The organism is Candidatus Alistipes pullistercoris, from assembly GCF_027665465.1.
GTDB lineage: Bacteria > Bacteroidota > Bacteroidia > Bacteroidales > Rikenellaceae > Alistipes_A > Alistipes_A hominis.
The window spans coordinates 240,167-257,867 of sequence record NZ_JAQDED010000005.1 but is presented as its reverse complement, the minus strand read 5'-3'; the positions used below and the strand labels follow the sequence as shown (position 1 = coordinate 257,867).

16 protein-coding genes and 2 pseudogenes are annotated in these 17,701 nt (G+C 43.5%); 10 read left to right on the top strand and 8 right to left on the bottom strand.

Features of this window, described 5'->3' with window-relative positions; genetic code table 11:
* Window positions 1-2: 2 nt before the first annotated feature.
* The 6 genes from PGR91_RS09355 to PGR91_RS09330 form a co-directional block, all read right to left on the bottom strand.
* A complete protein-coding gene (locus PGR91_RS09355; RefSeq protein WP_259336715.1) occupies window positions 3-1,358 on the bottom strand; it encodes an HlyD family secretion protein in 1,356 nt (451 codons plus the stop codon).
* A gap of 770 nt (window positions 1,359-2,128) precedes the next feature.
* Window positions 2,129-2,872, bottom strand: coding sequence for a hypothetical protein (locus tag PGR91_RS09350; RefSeq protein ID WP_118459136.1), 744 nt, complete (start codon window positions 2,870-2,872; stop codon window positions 2,129-2,131).
* Window positions 2,873-2,883: 11 nt separating this feature from the next.
* Window positions 2,884-3,588: a hypothetical protein gene (locus PGR91_RS09345; RefSeq protein WP_118655926.1), complete on the bottom strand. Its 705-nt coding sequence runs from the start codon at window positions 3,586-3,588 to the stop codon at window positions 2,884-2,886.
* Window positions 3,589-4,392: 804 nt separating this feature from the next.
* A complete protein-coding gene (locus PGR91_RS09340) occupies window positions 4,393-6,690 on the bottom strand; it encodes a leucine-rich repeat domain-containing protein (RefSeq protein WP_182424215.1) in 2,298 nt (765 codons plus the stop codon).
* 28 nt (window positions 6,691-6,718) lie between these two features.
* Window positions 6,719-7,750 carry a DUF6562 domain-containing protein gene (locus tag PGR91_RS09335; RefSeq protein ID WP_118655922.1) on the bottom strand — a complete coding sequence of 344 codons (1,032 nt, stop codon included), beginning with the start codon at window positions 7,748-7,750 and terminating at the stop codon, window positions 6,719-6,721.
* On the bottom strand, window positions 7,747-9,057 hold the full coding sequence (locus PGR91_RS09330) for a DUF3575 domain-containing protein (protein WP_182424214.1): 1,311 nt from the start codon (window positions 9,055-9,057) through the stop codon (window positions 7,747-7,749). The genes PGR91_RS09335 and PGR91_RS09330 overlap by 4 nt, the downstream gene beginning before the upstream one ends.
* A gap of 871 nt (window positions 9,058-9,928) precedes the next feature.
* On the opposite strand from PGR91_RS09330, the gene PGR91_RS09325 reads away from it, so the two are divergent.
* From PGR91_RS09325 to PGR91_RS09310, 4 genes and pseudogenes are all read left to right on the top strand, one after another.
* On the top strand, window positions 9,929-10,129 hold the full coding sequence (locus PGR91_RS09325) for a helix-turn-helix transcriptional regulator (RefSeq protein WP_118655918.1): 201 nt from the start codon (window positions 9,929-9,931) through the stop codon (window positions 10,127-10,129).
* Window positions 10,130-10,133: 4 nt separating this feature from the next.
* Entirely contained in the window at window positions 10,134-10,535 is a 402-nt protein-coding gene (locus PGR91_RS09320) for a DUF1016 N-terminal domain-containing protein (RefSeq protein ID WP_306445621.1), read from the top strand.
* A 50-nt stretch (window positions 10,536-10,585) separates the two neighbouring features.
* Window positions 10,586-11,191 (top strand): annotated as a pseudogene (locus PGR91_RS09315) (PDDEXK nuclease domain-containing protein).
* A 29-nt stretch (window positions 11,192-11,220) separates the two neighbouring features.
* Entirely contained in the window at window positions 11,221-13,143 is a 1,923-nt protein-coding gene (locus tag PGR91_RS09310; protein WP_118655916.1) for an ATP-dependent nuclease, read from the top strand.
* Window positions 13,144-13,214: 71 nt separating this feature from the next.
* Here the strand turns inward: PGR91_RS09310 and PGR91_RS09305 are convergent.
* Window positions 13,215-13,529 (bottom strand): annotated as a pseudogene (locus PGR91_RS09305) (site-specific integrase); the annotation flags it as partial.
* Window positions 13,530-13,690: 161 nt separating this feature from the next.
* The gene (locus tag PGR91_RS09300; RefSeq protein ID WP_182424213.1) at window positions 13,691-14,371 is read right to left on the bottom strand and encodes a helix-turn-helix domain-containing protein; all 681 of its coding nucleotides are present in this window, start codon (window positions 14,369-14,371) and stop codon (window positions 13,691-13,693) included.
* Between the two features lie 237 nt (window positions 14,372-14,608).
* Between PGR91_RS09300 and PGR91_RS09295 the strand changes: the two genes are divergently transcribed.
* The 6 genes from PGR91_RS09295 (at window position 14,609) to PGR91_RS09270 (ending at window position 17,700) form a co-directional block, all read left to right on the top strand.
* Window positions 14,609-15,103, top strand: coding sequence for a GNAT family N-acetyltransferase (locus PGR91_RS09295; RefSeq protein ID WP_118655912.1), 495 nt, complete (start codon window positions 14,609-14,611; stop codon window positions 15,101-15,103).
* Window positions 15,104-15,123: 20 nt separating this feature from the next.
* Window positions 15,124-15,615 (top strand): GNAT family N-acetyltransferase, encoded by a 492-nt coding sequence (locus PGR91_RS09290; protein ID WP_118656244.1) that lies wholly within the window; start codon window positions 15,124-15,126, stop codon window positions 15,613-15,615.
* A 99-nt stretch (window positions 15,616-15,714) separates the two neighbouring features.
* Window positions 15,715-15,942 carry a hypothetical protein gene (locus tag PGR91_RS09285; RefSeq protein ID WP_182424212.1) on the top strand — a complete coding sequence of 76 codons (228 nt, stop codon included), beginning with the start codon at window positions 15,715-15,717 and terminating at the stop codon, window positions 15,940-15,942.
* Window positions 15,899-16,363 (top strand): hypothetical protein, encoded by a 465-nt coding sequence (locus PGR91_RS09280; protein ID WP_259336714.1) that lies wholly within the window; start codon window positions 15,899-15,901, stop codon window positions 16,361-16,363. The genes PGR91_RS09285 and PGR91_RS09280 overlap by 44 nt, the downstream gene beginning before the upstream one ends.
* Window positions 16,364-16,510: 147 nt before the next feature.
* On the top strand, window positions 16,511-16,852 hold the full coding sequence (locus PGR91_RS09275) for a helix-turn-helix domain-containing protein (RefSeq protein ID WP_118655906.1): 342 nt from the start codon (window positions 16,511-16,513) through the stop codon (window positions 16,850-16,852).
* A gap of 263 nt (window positions 16,853-17,115) precedes the next feature.
* Window positions 17,116-17,700: a BfmA/BtgA family mobilization protein gene (locus tag PGR91_RS09270; protein ID WP_118655905.1), complete on the top strand. Its 585-nt coding sequence runs from the start codon at window positions 17,116-17,118 to the stop codon at window positions 17,698-17,700.
* Window position 17,701 lies beyond the last annotated feature (1 nt).

The following is a 17,701-nucleotide window of genomic DNA, read 5'->3' as shown; positions in this document are numbered from 1 at the left end:
TATTATTTCTCCGCTTTGGCTTTCAGATTATCGAACAATCTCTCGATCAGTCGCTTTCGTTTAGTGATAATCTCTACCTGGCCCTGCGTTTCGAAATCGAGAGGAAGACGGCGACCAAAATTCGTCGTCATGCCATCCGGAAACGATATGGTAACCAAATAAGTAGGGGTGATTCCATTCTCAGTATTGATATTGTTTGTGATCCGTGAAATGGAACTTACCTTACCACGCAAATAACCGTACTCGTCATAAGGATATTTCAGCAATTTCACGTTGGCCTGCTGCCCCACCTCGACCTTTCCCGCTCCCTGAGCCGGAATCTTTATCTCACCGAAGAAATCGCCTTTATCCGGAATAACCGTGAAAAGCTCCTGTCCGGAATTGACAAAACTGTTCTCCCTCCAAAAGCCGAGATATTCCAATTCTCCGTCGATCGGTGCATACTGTAGATATCGCTCTTTCCATACATTGACAGCGTTCTCCAACGCATTGCGGGCCGTATTCACCTCGGCGAATGTCTTAGCACGGGTTTCATTTTCTTCGAGTGTGATACGCTGGATTTCCAAACGATTCTGGGCAATCTCCGATTGTTTGGCCAACCGGTTATTCTGCAACGTTAATACCGCCTCTTCCAGAACAAGACAGTTATTACGTTGTTGTTGATACTCCGCCACAGACAAGGCGTTTTGTATTACAAGTAGGCTATCCCGATCTAATTGTGCGTATGCGCTGTCCACAGCCTGTTTCTTCAGCTCGATTTCCCGGACCATGTTCACCACGATCTGCTCATCAAGGGCGATCTTGCCCGTGAGATTCCTACGCATCGTTTCATAAATATCCGACTGAATCAGAAGCTTGTATTGGGCATACGCAACCATAAAAGAGTTGTAGGCCGTACCCACGTCACCGAGGATCAGATCTCCGGGCAACGAGTCCATACCGGTATTCTCAAAACCTGTTGAACGTAGTGTTGAGTCCAGGTACAGGATATCCCGATAGTCGGCCCCGCTCTCGATATAAGCGATTACATCTCCTTTACACAAATAATCTCCACTTTCACGAAGCAAGTACATTTTGCCGCTCGTATTAGCCACAAGACGTACCGGAGCCGCATGGGCTGTCACTGAGATCTGACCATCTACCGTATCGGGGTATTTGATGATAAAACCCAACGCGATGATCCCTAAAATCAACAATGCCGTAAGCAACGAAATGCGCTCCGTCCACCGTGTAGGTATCCGATCAATGATATCCTGAACTTCTTCGCTCTTGTCAGCATCCTGATTATCATTCATTGATATGGACTGCCCAGCGCCGACACCAGGAGAAATATCGCCTTCTTCTCTTATTTCAGTCATATGCCCTACTCAGACTATCCGGATAGATGTTTTTATTAATCCCCCTTTTTCTTATTGGATCGCTTCTTCTTTTTTTGAAAGCTTTCTTTTCTGAATTTGTATCAGGGGATATGTTTCAAATTTTTATCTCGACACCAAAATCTCATTTTGAAATATCAACTTAGTGAACGGTAACGACTGTCATGCTTTAGTATCAGGGAATATCGAATCTAACGCTTTCTTCACATAAAAACAGCCATTTACCCTTTCAGCTTTGATCTGTCCGAGGGAAATTATTCTGAATGGCGGCAATTTCACCTTTTCGCCAGGAACGGATTGTTTCCCCAAAAAAAATTTCCATCGAACGATACACCCTATCCGAAGCAGCTCCAAATGAAAGAGAAGTACAGCTATAATCCAATGCGGTAAGGAATAAGGTGCTATCGAATAAAACCCATATCGTGGCATATGGTTTTTCAATAGTGCTTCTCCGCCTCCTCAGGATGTGGAAATCAGTAAATATGAACCCTCCTTCACCGCACGCTCCTCGATAATCTTTAAGATCCCGTAGAGGGGACTCGCTCAATATCCCAGGCATGTAAAACGAGATCATACCTCTGGTGTGCAGTTGCCCTTATACCTCACTGTCCATCATCGTTCTCGATAACCGACAAGATATCTACTAGTTCATTGAGATTATATTTCTTTCGATTGTTTTTCATGGTAGTTTTACTTTTATAATTATGTGCGATTTCTTAGCGCATTGAAAACAATACTATCAGCCTCCCTTTTTAAAAAGGGACTTTATTATTATTATCGTCGTATAAGTCCAAATATTTCAAATGATACCGTTCCATGTATTCGTTTACTTTACCCCGATTCTCCCTGTTCTCTATTAACTTTTTCTGGTATTCTTTTTCATCGTCTTCCGTAACGGGAAGAGTTTCTATTTCCCTGACCGAAACGAGTTTCCCCTCGTCGAAAGTCAATTCTTGAAACGGACTTTTTCTCCATGCGCCCAAATCGAAGAATTCCCCGGGCTTATCCACCGCTTTTTTGACGTAAAACAAGCCTGTTACCCAGGCGGCCCGAATGGGTGTCTTATCGAGAGGAGTTTCGGCTTTTTTCACCGCTTTTTTACTTATGAGGAATTTCTTCATTTCCGGAATATATTGCGTACTCATGTAGACTCTCGGTACCGTTCTTATGCCGTCGATAGCTCTCAGATAAAGCATGCTGTCAACCAACGTCCAGATCGCTGCGTATTTTTTATCATCGTTTCCTATTGTTCCGGGGGGGTATGGCGGATCTATCATCGTCACTCCTATGGGCAGCAAATACTCATAACCTCCAAGTCCATACAGAGGCGATCGGTCCATCAGGTAACGAGTACTGTCGAGAAATATCACATCGCTCGTCCAGCTATGAAACTGCCGAGGAGGAACTTTTACGCTATCTGCACACGATGTAATAAGAATCCAAATACCCAGAATGAACATTGCAATGCCCCTTTTCCCATGGTAAACTTTCTTCATTTCAATTAAAATTAGAAATAAACTGTTCCGCCACGGAGTACAAAATCACATAACACCCGCAATTGGTAATCTTCGGAACAACGGCTGAAGTAAGGATCGTTTATCTGCGCTTGCCGGGCCAATAATTCCCGGTCATCACTAGTCAAATTGGAGCCTATTTGTCCCAAATGAGTCCTTTCATGCAATAATGTCGAATATACATCCCAAAAATCACACTGCCGGTATACACTTCCGTAATAATTCATATAGATCTGCCCCGAAGGCGTACAATATGCTTCTTCAACATAGCCGTTGGCATCTGGAACCGAGGCACCGGCCGTGACTTGACAATCGACTCCCGCTATCTTGGAAAACACATTACGTTGAGCCTCAGAAGACGCATAACAAAGTAATTTAGCGGTGCTATACATTCCATTACTGTATTGCGCTTTATCAATCACGCGAATTTGATTGCCCCCAGGCTGATAACCAAGCAACTCTCCTTGTTCTGAGTAATAGTAATCTCCACCTACGGAATTTTTCTGTTCTTCATTCCCGATAATTGGCATAATCCCCGCCAACTGGTTGAGATTGCATTTTTTTCTATTGCTTTTCATGGGAAATATATATGTTTGGTTAATATTGATTTTCGACCAGAATATGACAAATAATGTTAAATATTCATAACAAAGTATGTCGTAAATATACAAGCCCCTTTTCAATAAAACAATAGTCATTTAACATTTTTTTAACCCGTAAATGTTAAATACCACATAAACATTAATTACACATATTTAATAATAAAAGAATGCCAAAAACAAATTTCTTAACAGGAAACAACCATCAAAACACAAAAAAAAAATTATGGGAAATATTCAAAAAAATCCATTTAAAGAAATTTTTCCCTACTTTTACATCGTCGACTATACTCGACCCAACCATATTGAAAAGCGTTCAAATTTGTTTTGCTTATACGAAATCTGGTAAATGTTATCCTATATTTGCATAAATAACATTTAATCAGTAAAATATAGCTAAGAACAACCGTTGAAAGAAACAATATAGGAACAAAAGGGGATATAGCATCGGCAATCTAAGCACCTCTCGGCACTCTTGTTTCGTGTTTCTTTTTCTTTTCGTCAGCACATTTAGGAGCGTTTTCCCTGACAATTGCATTATCCCCCTCTTATCGCTTGAATGATACTTGTTTTTTGCTGGCCAAAAGAAAAAGAGTTATCGAGGTGCACCGCATTTGCGAAGTTAAACATTTTCCAAAAACAAAAGCGTACAGGCAATCCAATCTACCCGCCTGAATTTAGTTTACATTAGTTTAGCTTATATATAAAGCTAACCCGACTAAACTGAATCCCCGAACCTTTGCAGATATACGCCTCCCTACAAAAATTACCGACCTACCGAAGACCCGTTCTAACCTCACGAACGGACCGAACATAATCGAACCGGGACGCACTTATATAAGTGCGTCCCGGTTTACTTCGTGTACTAATGTTATGTAGAGGATATTCCTCGTCGAAAGGTTATTACAAATCCCGGTATTCGATCGTGTAACCGCATTTGTCGGGATTCAACAGCACGGTTTTCCAGTAGTTCTCGGTCCCGTCTTCCTGAAGATCGTCTTCGTATCCGGTCGCACCGGTAGGCACGATCAGTTTCTTTTGTCCGTCAGGCACGTTCAAGCCTGCCAGATAGTTTCTGCCGTGGTCTTCATTGATCATTCCGAAATCCTCGAATTTCACCGCAGGGGCTTTCATAGCTTTGCAGGTGATGGTTTCCAGATTGTAGCATCCGAGCAACACCCTATTGTTGAAAGCGGCCGTATTGGACGGGAAGGTCACGGATGTCAACGCTTCATCCTGATAAAAGAATCCGAGTCCGAATGTCAACGGAGCTTCCCCGTCTTCGATAACGGCGGTTTTCAGGTTCGGCATATCGGCGAACGCCACCTGTTCAACCGTGGATACCGTACCCGGAATGGTGATCGACTCCAGAGCAGTCCAACGGAAAGTTTCAGATCCTATGGATGTAATATCGTTGGAGAAAGTTGCCGATGTCAGTTGTTCGCATTGTTTGAACATCCTCGGCGACAGTACGGTAACCGCGTTGGGAAGTACGATCGAAGAGATGGATGTTCCCGCAAAAGCGCCATAATCGATACTGGTCACCGATTCGGGCAGATTGATCTCTGTTATACCCGAACAACCGCTGAACGCATTGTACCCGATGGTTTCCAGTTGCGGCGGGAAAGTTACGGCCCGAATGCTTTTGCAGTTGGCGAATATTTGATCGGGAATCGCCGTCATATCGTCGGGGAAAGTTACGTTCTGTATCTCTAAATGTTCGCACCCCTCGAACAGCAGACGCTCGTAAGTGGTAATGTTCGACAAATTGACGGTTCGCAGATTCGTACAGCCTCTGAAAGCCATTGTCCTTAACGTCGTCACGCTTTCGGGCAGTGTGACTTCGGTCAGCGAGGTGCAGTTCTGGAACCCGCCGGCCCCGATATATGTCATTGCATCGGTCAAACCGACACTTACCAAATTACTGCACCCTTTGAAAAAATAGGCTGGCATATAGGTAATGTTCTCCGGGAATATGAACGAACGCAAAGCCGTGCTGTTTTCGAAGGAGTTGTTGAACATGGTATTCCTTTCGAATATGGCTTTGCTCAGGTCGATCACTTCGAGATTCCGATCCTTTATCGCGGTGAGATGATTCTGAGTCAATTTCTGTCCTCCGACGGAGAGCGCCGCGAACGAAGAATAGGTCCCTTCCGGCATATCCGCTGTTTCCCATTTCGTCCAGTCTTCACCGTCCAGCGAATAGTAAAGTCCTGTTTCGGTAGGCGTATCTTTCGGCTCGGTCGTTTCGATGTCGTCTCCGGCGAAAGCGGCCTCGGTCTCGACATGGAGCGTTCCGGTTTGAGTAAGCAGGGCGCCGGTCACGTTGGTACGGTAGTTCTGTTGCAACGGAATGTTGGTCATGTTATATGTCACGACTTCGCTATTGTCGGCACGGTAGAAATGCACGTCCATATCCACTACGTTTTTCCCTTCGGACGAAGTGAAATAATAACCGGTGAACACCTTGTTCTTGTCGGGCGTAGTACCTTCCTTTTCGGTCTTGACAGCCACATACGAGCGGAGATCGGAAGTCGCCGAACCGAACGAAGTCCCGGTCAGTACATTGAAATCCGCCGCCGTCGTTATGGTAAGGCCGGTGTAGACGGGTCTGAAGCTCTCCTCCACCTGCTCATAGTCCGTAGTAAAGATATTGAGCTGCGCTACGGCACGGGTCAGGGTAATGGTTTCGTTTATGGGTGCATCTGCGGTCACTTGCTTGTGTGCCGAAAAAGCATCGCGGGTGGCTGCCAGCCCGTAGTCGTGCTGCTCGTCGGTAATATAGGTCTTTTCGGACCGGCTGACCTCCTTCAAACCGTTGACGGTCGTATAGTGCATATCCTCGTTGCCGCCGTCCTCGGCATAGTCGGCCCACAAGAGAAAATCGAAAGTACGGCCGGAAAGGAGCGTGACGTCGAAAGAGGTCGTCTTGTCTGCGTCCGCCTCCTTTACGATCCGTTTGTAGAGTTCGGGCTTATCGCCGCTTGTCCAGATTTCGAGGATATACCGCAGGTGGTATCCCTCTATGTCCGCTACCTGTTCGGTTACGGCCCTCGATTGCGGGGCCGACGGCAGCCGCGTAGCGAGTGAAACGGCTACTTCCTTCGTCCGGACTTGTCCCGGATCAAGCTCTTTGCTGCACGATGTAAAGGCCAACGCGGCCGATAACATCACCAATGAAAACAATGTGAACTTTTTCATAGAATTAGAATTATTAAAAAGGTGAAACTTAAAGGTAGATATCGTATTCTCCGTCATAATCCGGATCGATGCCCACACCGGAATTGTAGCTTCGGGTCAGAAAGTCCCCGTATATCCGGGTGACGACATTCCGCTTATAGGGAATGCGGATGCCGGTGCTTTCGCTGACGAGTTCGCCGCCGTCGTCATATATGCGTATGTCGGCCGTTACGGCGGATTCCGTACCGTTGACGAACACATAATCGAAAGCGAGCGTAGCCGAGGTTTCGGTCACTTCGGCCAGCGATGCGTTGAAAGCGACTCCCTGCACGGCATCGCTGGGATTGTCCGTAGCCGCGTTATACGTGGACGGCAGGTATCCCCGGTAGGCGACCTCGACCCGGTAAGAGGAGAGGTCGCCGCCCGTTCTCGCTTCGGCGGCACGCTGCCGCCGGAACTCCGCCACGTCGCGCGTGATGATCTCGTAGCGGGCGAGGGGCCTGTCGAGGGTGATTCGTTCCTCGACGACTGCGTTCCGCTGTCCTCTGTATCGGGAAAGGTCTATGCGTTTGTTGGCGGCGAAGGCGTCTTTCGTTTCCGCATTACCGCGATAAGTTCCGCAGAAACATACGCTGTGAAGTCTGTCGGCCGTGTAATGCAATTCATCCCCCGTTTCGGCATCCTGATAATCGGCCCATGCGAGGAGCAGGTAGGCCCGGGGAGCCAATTCGAGCGTCAGTTCTACGGGATCGTCGCAAAAGGCCCTTTCGTCCAACGGGATCACCTGCCGCAAGCAAGGTTCGGCCCCGTATATATCGGAAGGGTACAGTTCCCCGCCGGGATGGTTGTCGGTATAAGCCTCGACGATCAACCGGGCAGGCCCTGCGGCGTTTTCCGTTCCGGCAGCGCCCGCACGGGTAATTTCATGGACATCCTCAAAAGGGGTAAGGAAGTTTATGTCGGCCATGATCCGGACCTCCATCGTCGAAGGTGTTCCGAAATCATCCGGAAATTCGTGCACGTCGCAGGCGGTCAGCCATGCCAGCGGAAGGCATATCGCCAGGTACAGTAGTCTTTTCATCGCCTGCCTCCTTTCTTTTTCAGGTCGAACGTATAGGAGAACGACACGGCGGCGTTATCTACCCCGAAGAAGGTCTTGCGGACGGTCGAGGAATACGCTCCGCCGGGTTCGTTGTGGAACTTGTCGTAATGCAGGCGGTACGCGCCCGCGCCGAGCGAGAACTCGACGTTCCAGCGGTCGCTGCGGCCGAGGGGCATCCGGTAGCCGACGCTTACGCCTCCGCCCAAAGCCGGGGTCATCCCGTCGTGGTCCTGTATGCGCCACTTGCCGCCGAGGGCGAGATTGTACGAGGCGACGCCGAAGTGGACGCCCGCGAAGAGGCGGCGATCCCGCGTGGGCCAATAACGCAGTTCGGGCTGGGCGGCCAGCATGCGGAACTTGGTCGTCCCGCTGAAGTAGTTCCATGCGGAGTAGTAAACCGGAATGTTGAGCGACAGCTTTTGCGAGAGGTCTATCTCCACCGCGACATTACTTATGGCCATAGCCCAGCCGACGGCGTTGGTCTTGACTACGAGCCGGGGAGTCCACCCCTTCGCTTCGGGACTGGCCTTGCCTATAAGTGCCGGGATTGCTTCCCCGGCTTCGTCCGTACGTTCAGGTGCGGCGGCCGTATCGGGAACGGTTGCCGGTTGCGGCTCGTCGTTCTCCGCAGGTTTCAGTCCAGGTTCCGGAGCAGGGGGCGGAGCGACCGCAGGCGGTTGCGTGCTTTCCGGTGTTTCTTCCGACCGGAAGTATAATGTCACGACGACGCTGCTTCGCAGGTCGGGGAAGAACTCCCGCAGCATATAGCGATAAGGTTCGCCGCCGCGCAGGTCCATCAGCCGTTGTTTACGGCCGCCCACGACCTGGTTCTTTTCATCGAAGATCCAGACGGGCGTGTTGTCCAGCACGTCGAGCACTTCGTCGCGGTACAGCATGCCGGATGCGGCCACCTGTGCCCGCAGTTCGTCCCACGCTATCCCGGCGGCCTGCCTGTCGATCAGGGAGGCGGGAACGGAGCCGTGGCGGACTATCCATGAAGAGAGCGAATCGGCACGCCGTTCGGAGAGCAGTTCGTTGGCACGGTTAGCCCCGTCCGGGGAGGCGTAGGAACGTATGGAGATACGTTCGAGGCGGCCCGCAGAGCGTGCCTCGCCGATATACCGTACCAGTCGGTCCAGCGCGGCGCGGTTATCGCGGAATCCCGGTTCAACGTAGCGGTAGCCTGCTCGGTAGTAGATACGCACCGAATCGGCTCCCTGTCCGGCATGGGCCGACAGAAAGCACGACAGGCAAATGACCGATAAAAAGATTCTTTTCACCGACATAGCCGCGAACATCCGTTAACCCGTTCGTAACCGGGAAAATCTTTCATGTCGTTGCGGAGGCCGGTAATGTTGTATTGATCGAATCCGGTCGGCACGGCTCCGACCGATAGAGCAGAGATAGGCAGATTGTGTTTCATGTGTGTAAATCGGTCCCGCCCGTCCCCCGGCGGAAGTTTAGTTACACATATAAAAAAGACGTGGGACAGTACCTTTTATTTGCTTTTGAGGTCTTGGCCAACCGTGCAGACAAATAAACGAGTAAAGCCCACGTTTCCGTGAGCGTTTACGCTTTACTCTTGTCTGCGATTAAAACGGCCAAGTTTCAAAAGCAAGAATAAAAGCTAACGCTTTTTATATTTTATCTCTTAATATTTCTCCGTTTATGCCATAGGCATCGTCTAATTAATTGGTTTGTCGCGGTAAATATACGAAAAAAGACTATATATTGATTGAATACGGGAAAGAGAAAGGAAAGATCGGGAGCAGAATTTGTGCGGACAAAGCAGGAGTTGCCCGTTTTGCGGCTTTCTCTTCCCTTTTTTCGGCCAAGATATAAAAATCATTAAGTGTAAATACAATTGATTATCAGTTATTTATTGTTGGCGCGATAGAAAAGTGGAATGGTTTTTCTTTGAATGCATAAGTAAAGCTGAATTTAACTTTTGTAAATCACAATAAATGAAGTGTGCAAGTTTTGTGCTGAAAGTATTACCTGCGAAGAATGGCCATAGTGTTCTGTTTTTGGACTCAATATAACGAGAACTTTTTAATAATTATGAAAAACGAATGTACAAATAAGTTTTGTATTTCAAAATCCACTTATCGCCAACTATTTTGTATATATTTGCGTTCAAGTTAAAGATATTTATAAATGAGGGATTTAAATCGAATCAAAGTTGTGCTTGTTGAAAAGAAGAGAACAGCTAAATGGCTTGCCGAGGAATTAGGGAAAAATCCAGCTACTGTAAGCAAGTGGTGTACTAATGTCTCCCAGCCTGACCTATACACATTAGACAAGATTGCAACGTTACTTGACATTGACAAGCGAGAACTTATAACGGGTAAAGATTGAGACCATGACAGACATTACGCAAATACAAGGATTAGAGTATGATGCAATTCTGCGACAGGCTGTCGCAGTTATTGACAGAACAAGAGCTATGGTAGCAACAGCAGTATGTTCTGCCATCGGTACGGCTCATTGGGAAATAGGGAAATTGCTTCATGACAGAAAAGTTGAGAGCAAGCATGGGTGTAGCGTAGTCAATCGTTTGTCCTATGACTTGAAGCAACGCTACCCTCAGATGGGTGTTTCTCCTAGAAACCTGTGGGACATGAAGAAATTCTATGAACGCTTCTGTGGTAGCGAGTCAAAACTGCGACAGCTTGTCGCAGTTATACCATGGGGACATATACTTACCTTGATGCGTAAGTTCGGGAAGATGACAATGCCATATTATACTATGCACAGGAAATAATATCAAAAGGGTGGAATCGTGAACTTCTATCTAGTGCCATCTCTCTGAAAATGCACATGAGGCAAAATGAGCCTTCTGATAATAATTTCGAGCAAACACTACTTGCCGCACAGGCGATGTTTGCCAATGAGGTGTTCAGAAGCGGTTATAATTTGGGATTCCTTGGTGTTAAAGCCCCTATATTGGAAACAGAACTTGAAGTTCGATTAGTAGAAAAGGTAAAGCAATTCCTTTTGGAACTTGGCAAAGGCTTCACCTATATAGGCAATCAGCATGTGCTCGAATACACTAGAAAGCGGAGTAGAGTTGATATGCTTTTCTTTCATCGTGGGCTATTGCCTTGTAGCTATTGATTTGAAAATTGGCGAGTTTAAGCCGGAATATGCAGATAAGATGAACTACTTCTGTCATTGCTTGACCGCTTGGAGCGTAGGGAAGATGAGAATCGTTCTATCGGCATTATTCTATGCGCCGAGAAAGACCGTGTGGAAGTGGAACTGGCATTGGAAGAAATGGGTAAACCTATAGGTGTGGCAGATTATCGGTTAATTGCACCACAGGAAGAACTAAAGAAAGTCGTAGCAGAAGAAGTTGAGGCTTTTGGCAAAGAACTTTCTTTTTGCACTGATACTGAAAATGCTTCAATTCAGGGATGAAGATATTTGTAACATAAAATCGCAGATTTATGTATTTAAGTAAGATTTACATAAAGAACTTTCGGGGAATCAAGGAACTATTAGTGGAATTCGATAAGAAATTGAATGTGATTATCGGAGCCAATGGGCAGTTGAAGACATCTTTGATGGATGCGATTCGCCTTTTCTACGCATGGGGTGAACCTAATCGTGATATAGAGATTTCGAAAGAGGATTTCCATGTGGAGGTTACACAAAACGCTGACGGGTCAACAACAGTAATACCGTCAACGCGAATAGATATTTGCTACTTGTTTGAAGGATTGTCTGCACAACAAGAAGGGGCTTTCTATCAGTATTTGGAGAGAAAAGACGATGGAACAATGACTGCTAGGGTTCATTTGAGTTTCGAGATGAAGGAGAAGGGAAGGATTTATTCCTCATACATAACAGGCAAAGAAGAGAATGGTCTCCGTGCTGACTGGGATACGTTTCATTATTTTCATCCATATTATCTGGGGGCATTACGCGACAGTACGCGTGACCTGATGAGTACTCGCAATAACCTGTTAGGAAGGGTCATTAAAAGAAAGGTTGACAGGGCGGGTTCGGAGGATGATGTGAAAAGTATAGTGGATAGCGCAAACAAACAACTTTTGCAGAGACAAGAAGTAAGGGAAACTCAAACTGGTATAAACGACAACCTGAACCAGATAAACAGGTCAGAACTTCAGGACGTAAAACTGCATATAGAGCAGAATAGGATTGAGTATATCGTTAATATCATTAAACCTTTCCTGCCATATTCTGCCGCTGATCAAAAAGGATTTGTTTTGACTCAAAATAGCCTTGGGTACAACAATTTAATATATATAGCTTCGGTATTGAGTGACATCAAAGATTGTCATACAGATGATAATGTCAGTGTATATGCATTGTTGATAGAAGAGCCGGAGGCTCATCTTCACCCACAATTGCAGGTTAATTTGTATAACTTCCTTGAAAATGCAGATGCTAGTGAGAATAGTCAGACATTCATCACAACCCATTCGCCGACTTTGACATCAAAGATACCGCTGGAGAATCTGATTTTGCTGAAGAATAATGCAGCTTATCATGTGGGTAATTGTTTTAAAGAGCGACACACGGAAAATATTGTCCGTGATGTTGCTAGTAACAACAGGCTATTAAAGGAGAAAGAAATAGTAGCCTACAGAAAGATGATTGCCCGGTATTTTGATGTTACTCGCTCGCAAATGCTATTTTCTAATGGATGTCTGTTTATTGAAGGCATATCAGAGTGTCAGTTAGTAGAAACATTCTCTAAGTTGATTGGCAAATCACTTATTGACCACCAGATAGAAATAGTGGATACGGATGGAACGGCTTTTTACCAGTTCCTAATGTTGTTTAACTCTTCAAATGATAAAAAAAGATTACCAATTAAGACTGCTTTTGTAACAGACGAAGACCAGTTTACTGATTCTAAAGATAAAGAGTATAATCTGGACTCTCTTGTGGAAAATGGATACGCGAAACTAAATGTATTAAGAGACGGAATCAATAGCGGGTATGTGAATGGTCGCGTTAACAATATGAACGCCATGGCCAACGGTCAGGCAAATATTAAAATTAGTTCGGGAAAGAAAACTCTGGAATACCAAATATGTAAAGCAAATGTTTTTACTAATAAAGAGAAGACGAAAGGAACTTGGCTTTACGAACTGATACAGCAAGAGAATGCAGCAGGTATAAGCAAAGTGGATTCTTATATGGCTGGACTTGAAGATCGAGATATGAGCGAAGAAGAACAGCAGAATGTCGCCTTGCTGATGTGGAAATGTTTGCCGGGGAAAGCTGAATTTGCTCAAACACTGAATTCATTTTTGTTAGATAAGAAAGAAGAAGGCGGTGACATAAAGTTCGCTTTACCATCATATATTCAAGACGCGATTACCCATTTGGTACCATGAATATAGAATACGATGTAACACATCAGCGACAAGCATACCTAGATGCTCGTGGATATACAATTTTAACAGCGTGTCCAGGTAGCGGAAAAACAACGAGCATTGTGGAAAGTCAGGTTCTTATTGATACCGCAAACATCCCCGATCTCTTTCAGGTAAGCGTTCATCTTCTGGTTACTGATTACCGGCAGCAATTTGCCCTGTGGTAGTTGACCTGCATATTTGTCGAGAATCATCTTAGGTATGTCCATCAATGGCACATTGACTTTTACATTGGTTTTTATTCGTTTAGTCATTATCCAAAGTTTGCCATCAAAGTTTTTCCGGATATTTTCTGCTTTCAAGTTCATCACGTCGATGTAAGCCAAACCGGTGAAGCAGTAGAAGATTTTAATTTTATCTATTGATTAATAGATATTTAGAAGAAAGAGAAATAGCAATGGGTAACGATATAGAAATGAGCAAACTACTTTAGTCTGCTGTGTTTTGCCACTACCTCAAATAACTCCTTACAAAGGTAAATAACTATTTTTATATATCAACTAATCGTCTATCTTTTAACCAATTTCTTTTGGTTATTCATCCATTGAATGGCTTCAGCGGTATTTTTCACTCCAATACGTGCAAATATCTTTTTCTTATGGTATTTGACTGTGGGAATTGATATTCCAAGTATTTCAGCTATTTCAGTCTCGGTTTTTCCATTACTTGCGAGTTTCAAAATCGTCATTGCCTTTGAGGTAAGTCTTTGGGTTTTTACTTCCACGAACTTATCTATAGATGGTATATACTGCCAAACAACCGAATTGTCATTCAGTTTCAAATAGGCATTGCCCGGCTTCTCTGCGGTAGGATAGCTGATAACACAAAGTGTCAATCTTATTACCCCGTCATTGGTTAAATCAAGTATGGTTATTTTTTGGTTTATCAGAATCATTTTGCCTCTTCTATCCCTAACCCTCAAATCATATGTATAATAACCGTTGAAATTCAATCTTTTATTTAATGGTAAAGAATAGAAATATTCAAAAACTTTCCTATTACAAGGAGCTCTTGTCTCAATATCCTTCTCATGTATGAATTTCTCAAAATACAGATACCCTTCTCTTTGGATGTCATCCAAAGTGTTTCCCAAAAAGAGTGAGCTTCCTTTCGTAACATACAGTATCTTTTTATTCATATAATCAAGAATATAGGCATCAATATCCATCAAAGCCTCAAGTGCTTTCAAACATTGGATAAAATGCTGGTTCCGTTCCGAATAGTCGATACTATCTTCTGTATCAAAGACGTGGGACGGATGAGATGATACGAATGTGGATTTAGTTGTCATGTTGCTTTCCAGTTATAGTAGAGTACAAAGATAGTAAATCCACTAATAAGGCTATTCTTTAGTATAGTTAATTTTACCTTCCCATATTTTGATTATATATTTGCATTACAAATATATACGTAATAAATTTATGTTATGGACACAAATTATTTATCCCATAGAACTGTTGAAGTTAGTAATCTAAAAAAATTATGTCAGCTACCTAAAGATGAGGAAGAATTGTTTTTTATGTTTCCTAAAGCTGAATATCCATTGACTGAAAGCCAATTAGAATCTGCCATTAATAGCCGCCTTGATTCCACAGTTATTTTGTTTAATGACATTATTGTTGGGTTTGCAAATTTCTACGAGGTGAAGAAAAGTCAATATGCTTCGATAGGGAATGTAGTGGTAGATGCTAACTATCGAAATCTTGGAATCGGCAAATACCTAATTCAAACAATGGAGCAAATTGCCATAGAAAAATATGGTGTTTTAGAACTTCATCTTTCGTGTTTTAATACGAACACAAAAGGTATTTTATTGTATTCGAAATTAGGCTATTTACCATACGAAATAGAAAAATGGTTGAGCTTTCAAAACGAATCATTAGCATTAATAAAAATGAAAAAGAGAATATCATTTATTTAATGAACTATAAGATTTTGATTATGAAAGAAATAACAATACGAGAAATAGAGCCTAACGAAATTAGTCTACTAAAAGAGATACTTTATGAGGCAATATATCGACCAGATACAAGTACTTTTATACCTAAAAGTATACTTGAAAAACCAGAAATGAATGCTTATATAAAGGATTTTGGGTGTAATAAGGATGATTTTTGTTTAGTAGCAGATTTAAGGGATAAAATTATAGGAGCAGTTTGGGTTCGGACTTTCTCAGGCAACATAAAAGGCTATGGTTATTTTGACGACAACACCCCTGTATTTGTAATTGCTCTGTATAAAGAATATAGAAATCAAGGTATTGGCACACAGTTAATGGCAAACATGATTAAACACTTGCATTGCAACGGATACAAACAAGCCTCTTTAAATGTCAAAAAAGCAAACTACGCCGTCAAACTTTACAAGAAAATGGGTTTTGAAATTATTGGAGAAAGTGAATTTGATTACCTAATGTTGTTAAAGTGTAGTTAGAATTTAATATATAGATAAGTAGTTAGCTGTTCATGTAGCATAAAAAATAAAATATGATTTTATCTAAATATCAATATTTACAAATTAAAAATTATGCCTATGAACGAATTGTTAAACATGAGCTTATTCGGACTATTGTCTGAAACCTCACAAAAAGTAACTAACGAAGAAATGCAAGAAGCCTATGGCGAATTTGTCAAACAAATTAGAACCGTAAGTAATGAAAATGATTATTTGACTGCTTATCGGATTCTTGTAGCTACCCGTATCGAGATAGCTTCATTTGAAACAACACCTCTTTACGGGCAGGGGGAAAAATGCGCTTAAAAAGCTATTTTCACAAAAGGCACTGGCGATTATTAACGCAGAACTGGAACTGCTAAATTTCAAAATCACGCATCCCGAATCGTTTTCTTCGGCAACTCCATTAGTATTTGAATCTCCTTTATCGGTCATACCTAAGTTCCAATATCTTGGAATTATGGGTATGACCGAAATTCTTTCAGCCCTGATGTTATTAGGTGGCATTGCCGACAGTACTGGAAAGAAGTCCTCTATTATTGCTTTCTCCGATGTATTTGAACAGGCTTTTGGTTTTAGTTTTAATGGCATCTATGACCGTCAAAGGGAACTATACAAACGTAAACCGTACAACATTACAAAAACGCTTGATGCTATGAAAGCTGTTCTTCTTAAAGAATATAAGAAACGGCAAGCAGCACAGAAAAACAAAGATGAAAAAAGATGATTTTGCAATAGATTGATAAATAGCCGCTTATGCTTTCCATATAGAGGGGTCAATACCAGACTCCTCTATTTTTAATTCCTTATTCTGCCGAACTTTGCTTCATCAATCGATTGAAAACAATAATGTTGAACTTAAAATTGAAGCAAAATGTATATAGACAATGAAAACTTCGACAAGTGGATGGAACGGCTATCGAAGAAACTCACTGAAATCGGGCACGACCTGAAATCTCTAATCAACACCGACAACGTACTGGATGAAAACGACAAACTGTTGGATAATCAGGATTTGGCATTTCTGCTCAAAGTATCGTACCGCACTCTGCAACGGTATCGGGCAAGTGGCAAACTCCCTTATTTTACGATAAGTCATAAAACCTACTACAAGGCATCCGACATTCGAGCATTTGTTCAAGAAAATGCCGATTGTAAGACCTACGAACGATTCAAAAAGGAAAACCAACTTGATAAGCAAACCGAAGCAAAGTAGAAAGGATGATGTTACCGCCTGATGAAGTGCCACCGCTCCCCATTTAGCAGAAACTGCCTCGCTCTGTGGCTCGGCTCATTTCGCTAAATGAAGCAAGAGGGAACTGGACAAGTCCTGTTCTTCCCTCTTGCCCTGCGGGGCAAAGCCTTCGGCTTTAGCGTGTTACAAAAACACGCTGTAATGACACCTGTAATAATTCTTTTCTTTGAAATGCTTATTATCAGGTATTTATCTATTCATATTTCTATAAAAAAGTAATTACCATGCCAAATAGCAGTCGAAAAACGATATTTACTACCATTTCCGTAGACAAGGAGACGGCAACTTTGGTAGAGAAGATATGCCAACGCTATTCGCTGAAAAAGAGCGAAGTTGTAAAGTTGGCATTTGTCTATATTGATAAAGCACACATCAATCCATCCGAAGCCCCTGAATCCGTAAAATCGGAACTGGCGAAGATAAACAAACGGCAGGACGATATAATCCGTTTCATCCGCCACTACGAGGAAGAGCAACTAAATCCGATGATACGAACCGCCCATTCTATTGCGGTTCGGTTTGATACCATTGGTAAGACATTGGAAACGCTTATTCTTTCTCAATTGGAATCCAGTAGGGAGAAGCAAACAGCCGTCTTGCAAAAAGTCAGCGAGCAGTTCGGCAAGCACGCCGATGTAATCAATCAGCAGGGGAAACAACTCACTGCCCTGTATCAGATACACCAACGAGACTATAAGAAGTTGCTCCAACTGATACAACTCTATTCGGAGTTATCCGCTTGTGGCGTGATGGATAGCAAACGGAAAGAGAGCCTAAAAGCCGAGATAACCAACCTGATAAACACATAGA

Coding starts and splice junctions, on each gene's coding strand:
- PGR91_RS09350 (WP_118459136.1), bottom strand. CDS start 2,872: ATGAAGAAAGTTTACCATGGGAAAAGGGGCATTGCAATGTTCATTCTG.
- PGR91_RS09345 (WP_118655926.1), bottom strand. CDS start 3,588: ATGACTATTGTTTTATTGAAAAGGGGCTTGTATATTTACGACATACTT.
- PGR91_RS09340 (WP_182424215.1), bottom strand. CDS start 6,690: ATGAAAAAGTTCACATTGTTTTCATTGGTGATGTTATCGGCCGCGTTG.
- PGR91_RS09320 (WP_306445621.1), top strand. CDS start 10,134: ATGACAGACATTACGCAAATACAAGGATTAGAGTATGATGCAATTCTG.
- PGR91_RS09275 (WP_118655906.1), top strand. CDS start 16,511: ATGTATATAGACAATGAAAACTTCGACAAGTGGATGGAACGGCTATCG.
- PGR91_RS09355 (WP_259336715.1), bottom strand. CDS start 1,358: ATGACTGAAATAAGAGAAGAAGGCGATATTTCTCCTGGTGTCGGCGCT.
- PGR91_RS09295 (WP_118655912.1), top strand. CDS start 14,609: ATGGACACAAATTATTTATCCCATAGAACTGTTGAAGTTAGTAATCTA.
- PGR91_RS09330 (WP_182424214.1), bottom strand. CDS start 9,057: ATGTCGGTGAAAAGAATCTTTTTATCGGTCATTTGCCTGTCGTGCTTT.
- PGR91_RS09310 (WP_118655916.1), top strand. CDS start 11,221: ATGTATTTAAGTAAGATTTACATAAAGAACTTTCGGGGAATCAAGGAA.
- PGR91_RS09270 (WP_118655905.1), top strand. CDS start 17,116: ATGCCAAATAGCAGTCGAAAAACGATATTTACTACCATTTCCGTAGAC.
- PGR91_RS09335 (WP_118655922.1), bottom strand. CDS start 7,750: ATGAAAAGACTACTGTACCTGGCGATATGCCTTCCGCTGGCATGGCTG.
- PGR91_RS09285 (WP_182424212.1), top strand. CDS start 15,715: ATGAACGAATTGTTAAACATGAGCTTATTCGGACTATTGTCTGAAACC.
- PGR91_RS09290 (WP_118656244.1), top strand. CDS start 15,124: ATGAAAGAAATAACAATACGAGAAATAGAGCCTAACGAAATTAGTCTA.
- PGR91_RS09325 (WP_118655918.1), top strand. CDS start 9,929: ATGAGGGATTTAAATCGAATCAAAGTTGTGCTTGTTGAAAAGAAGAGA.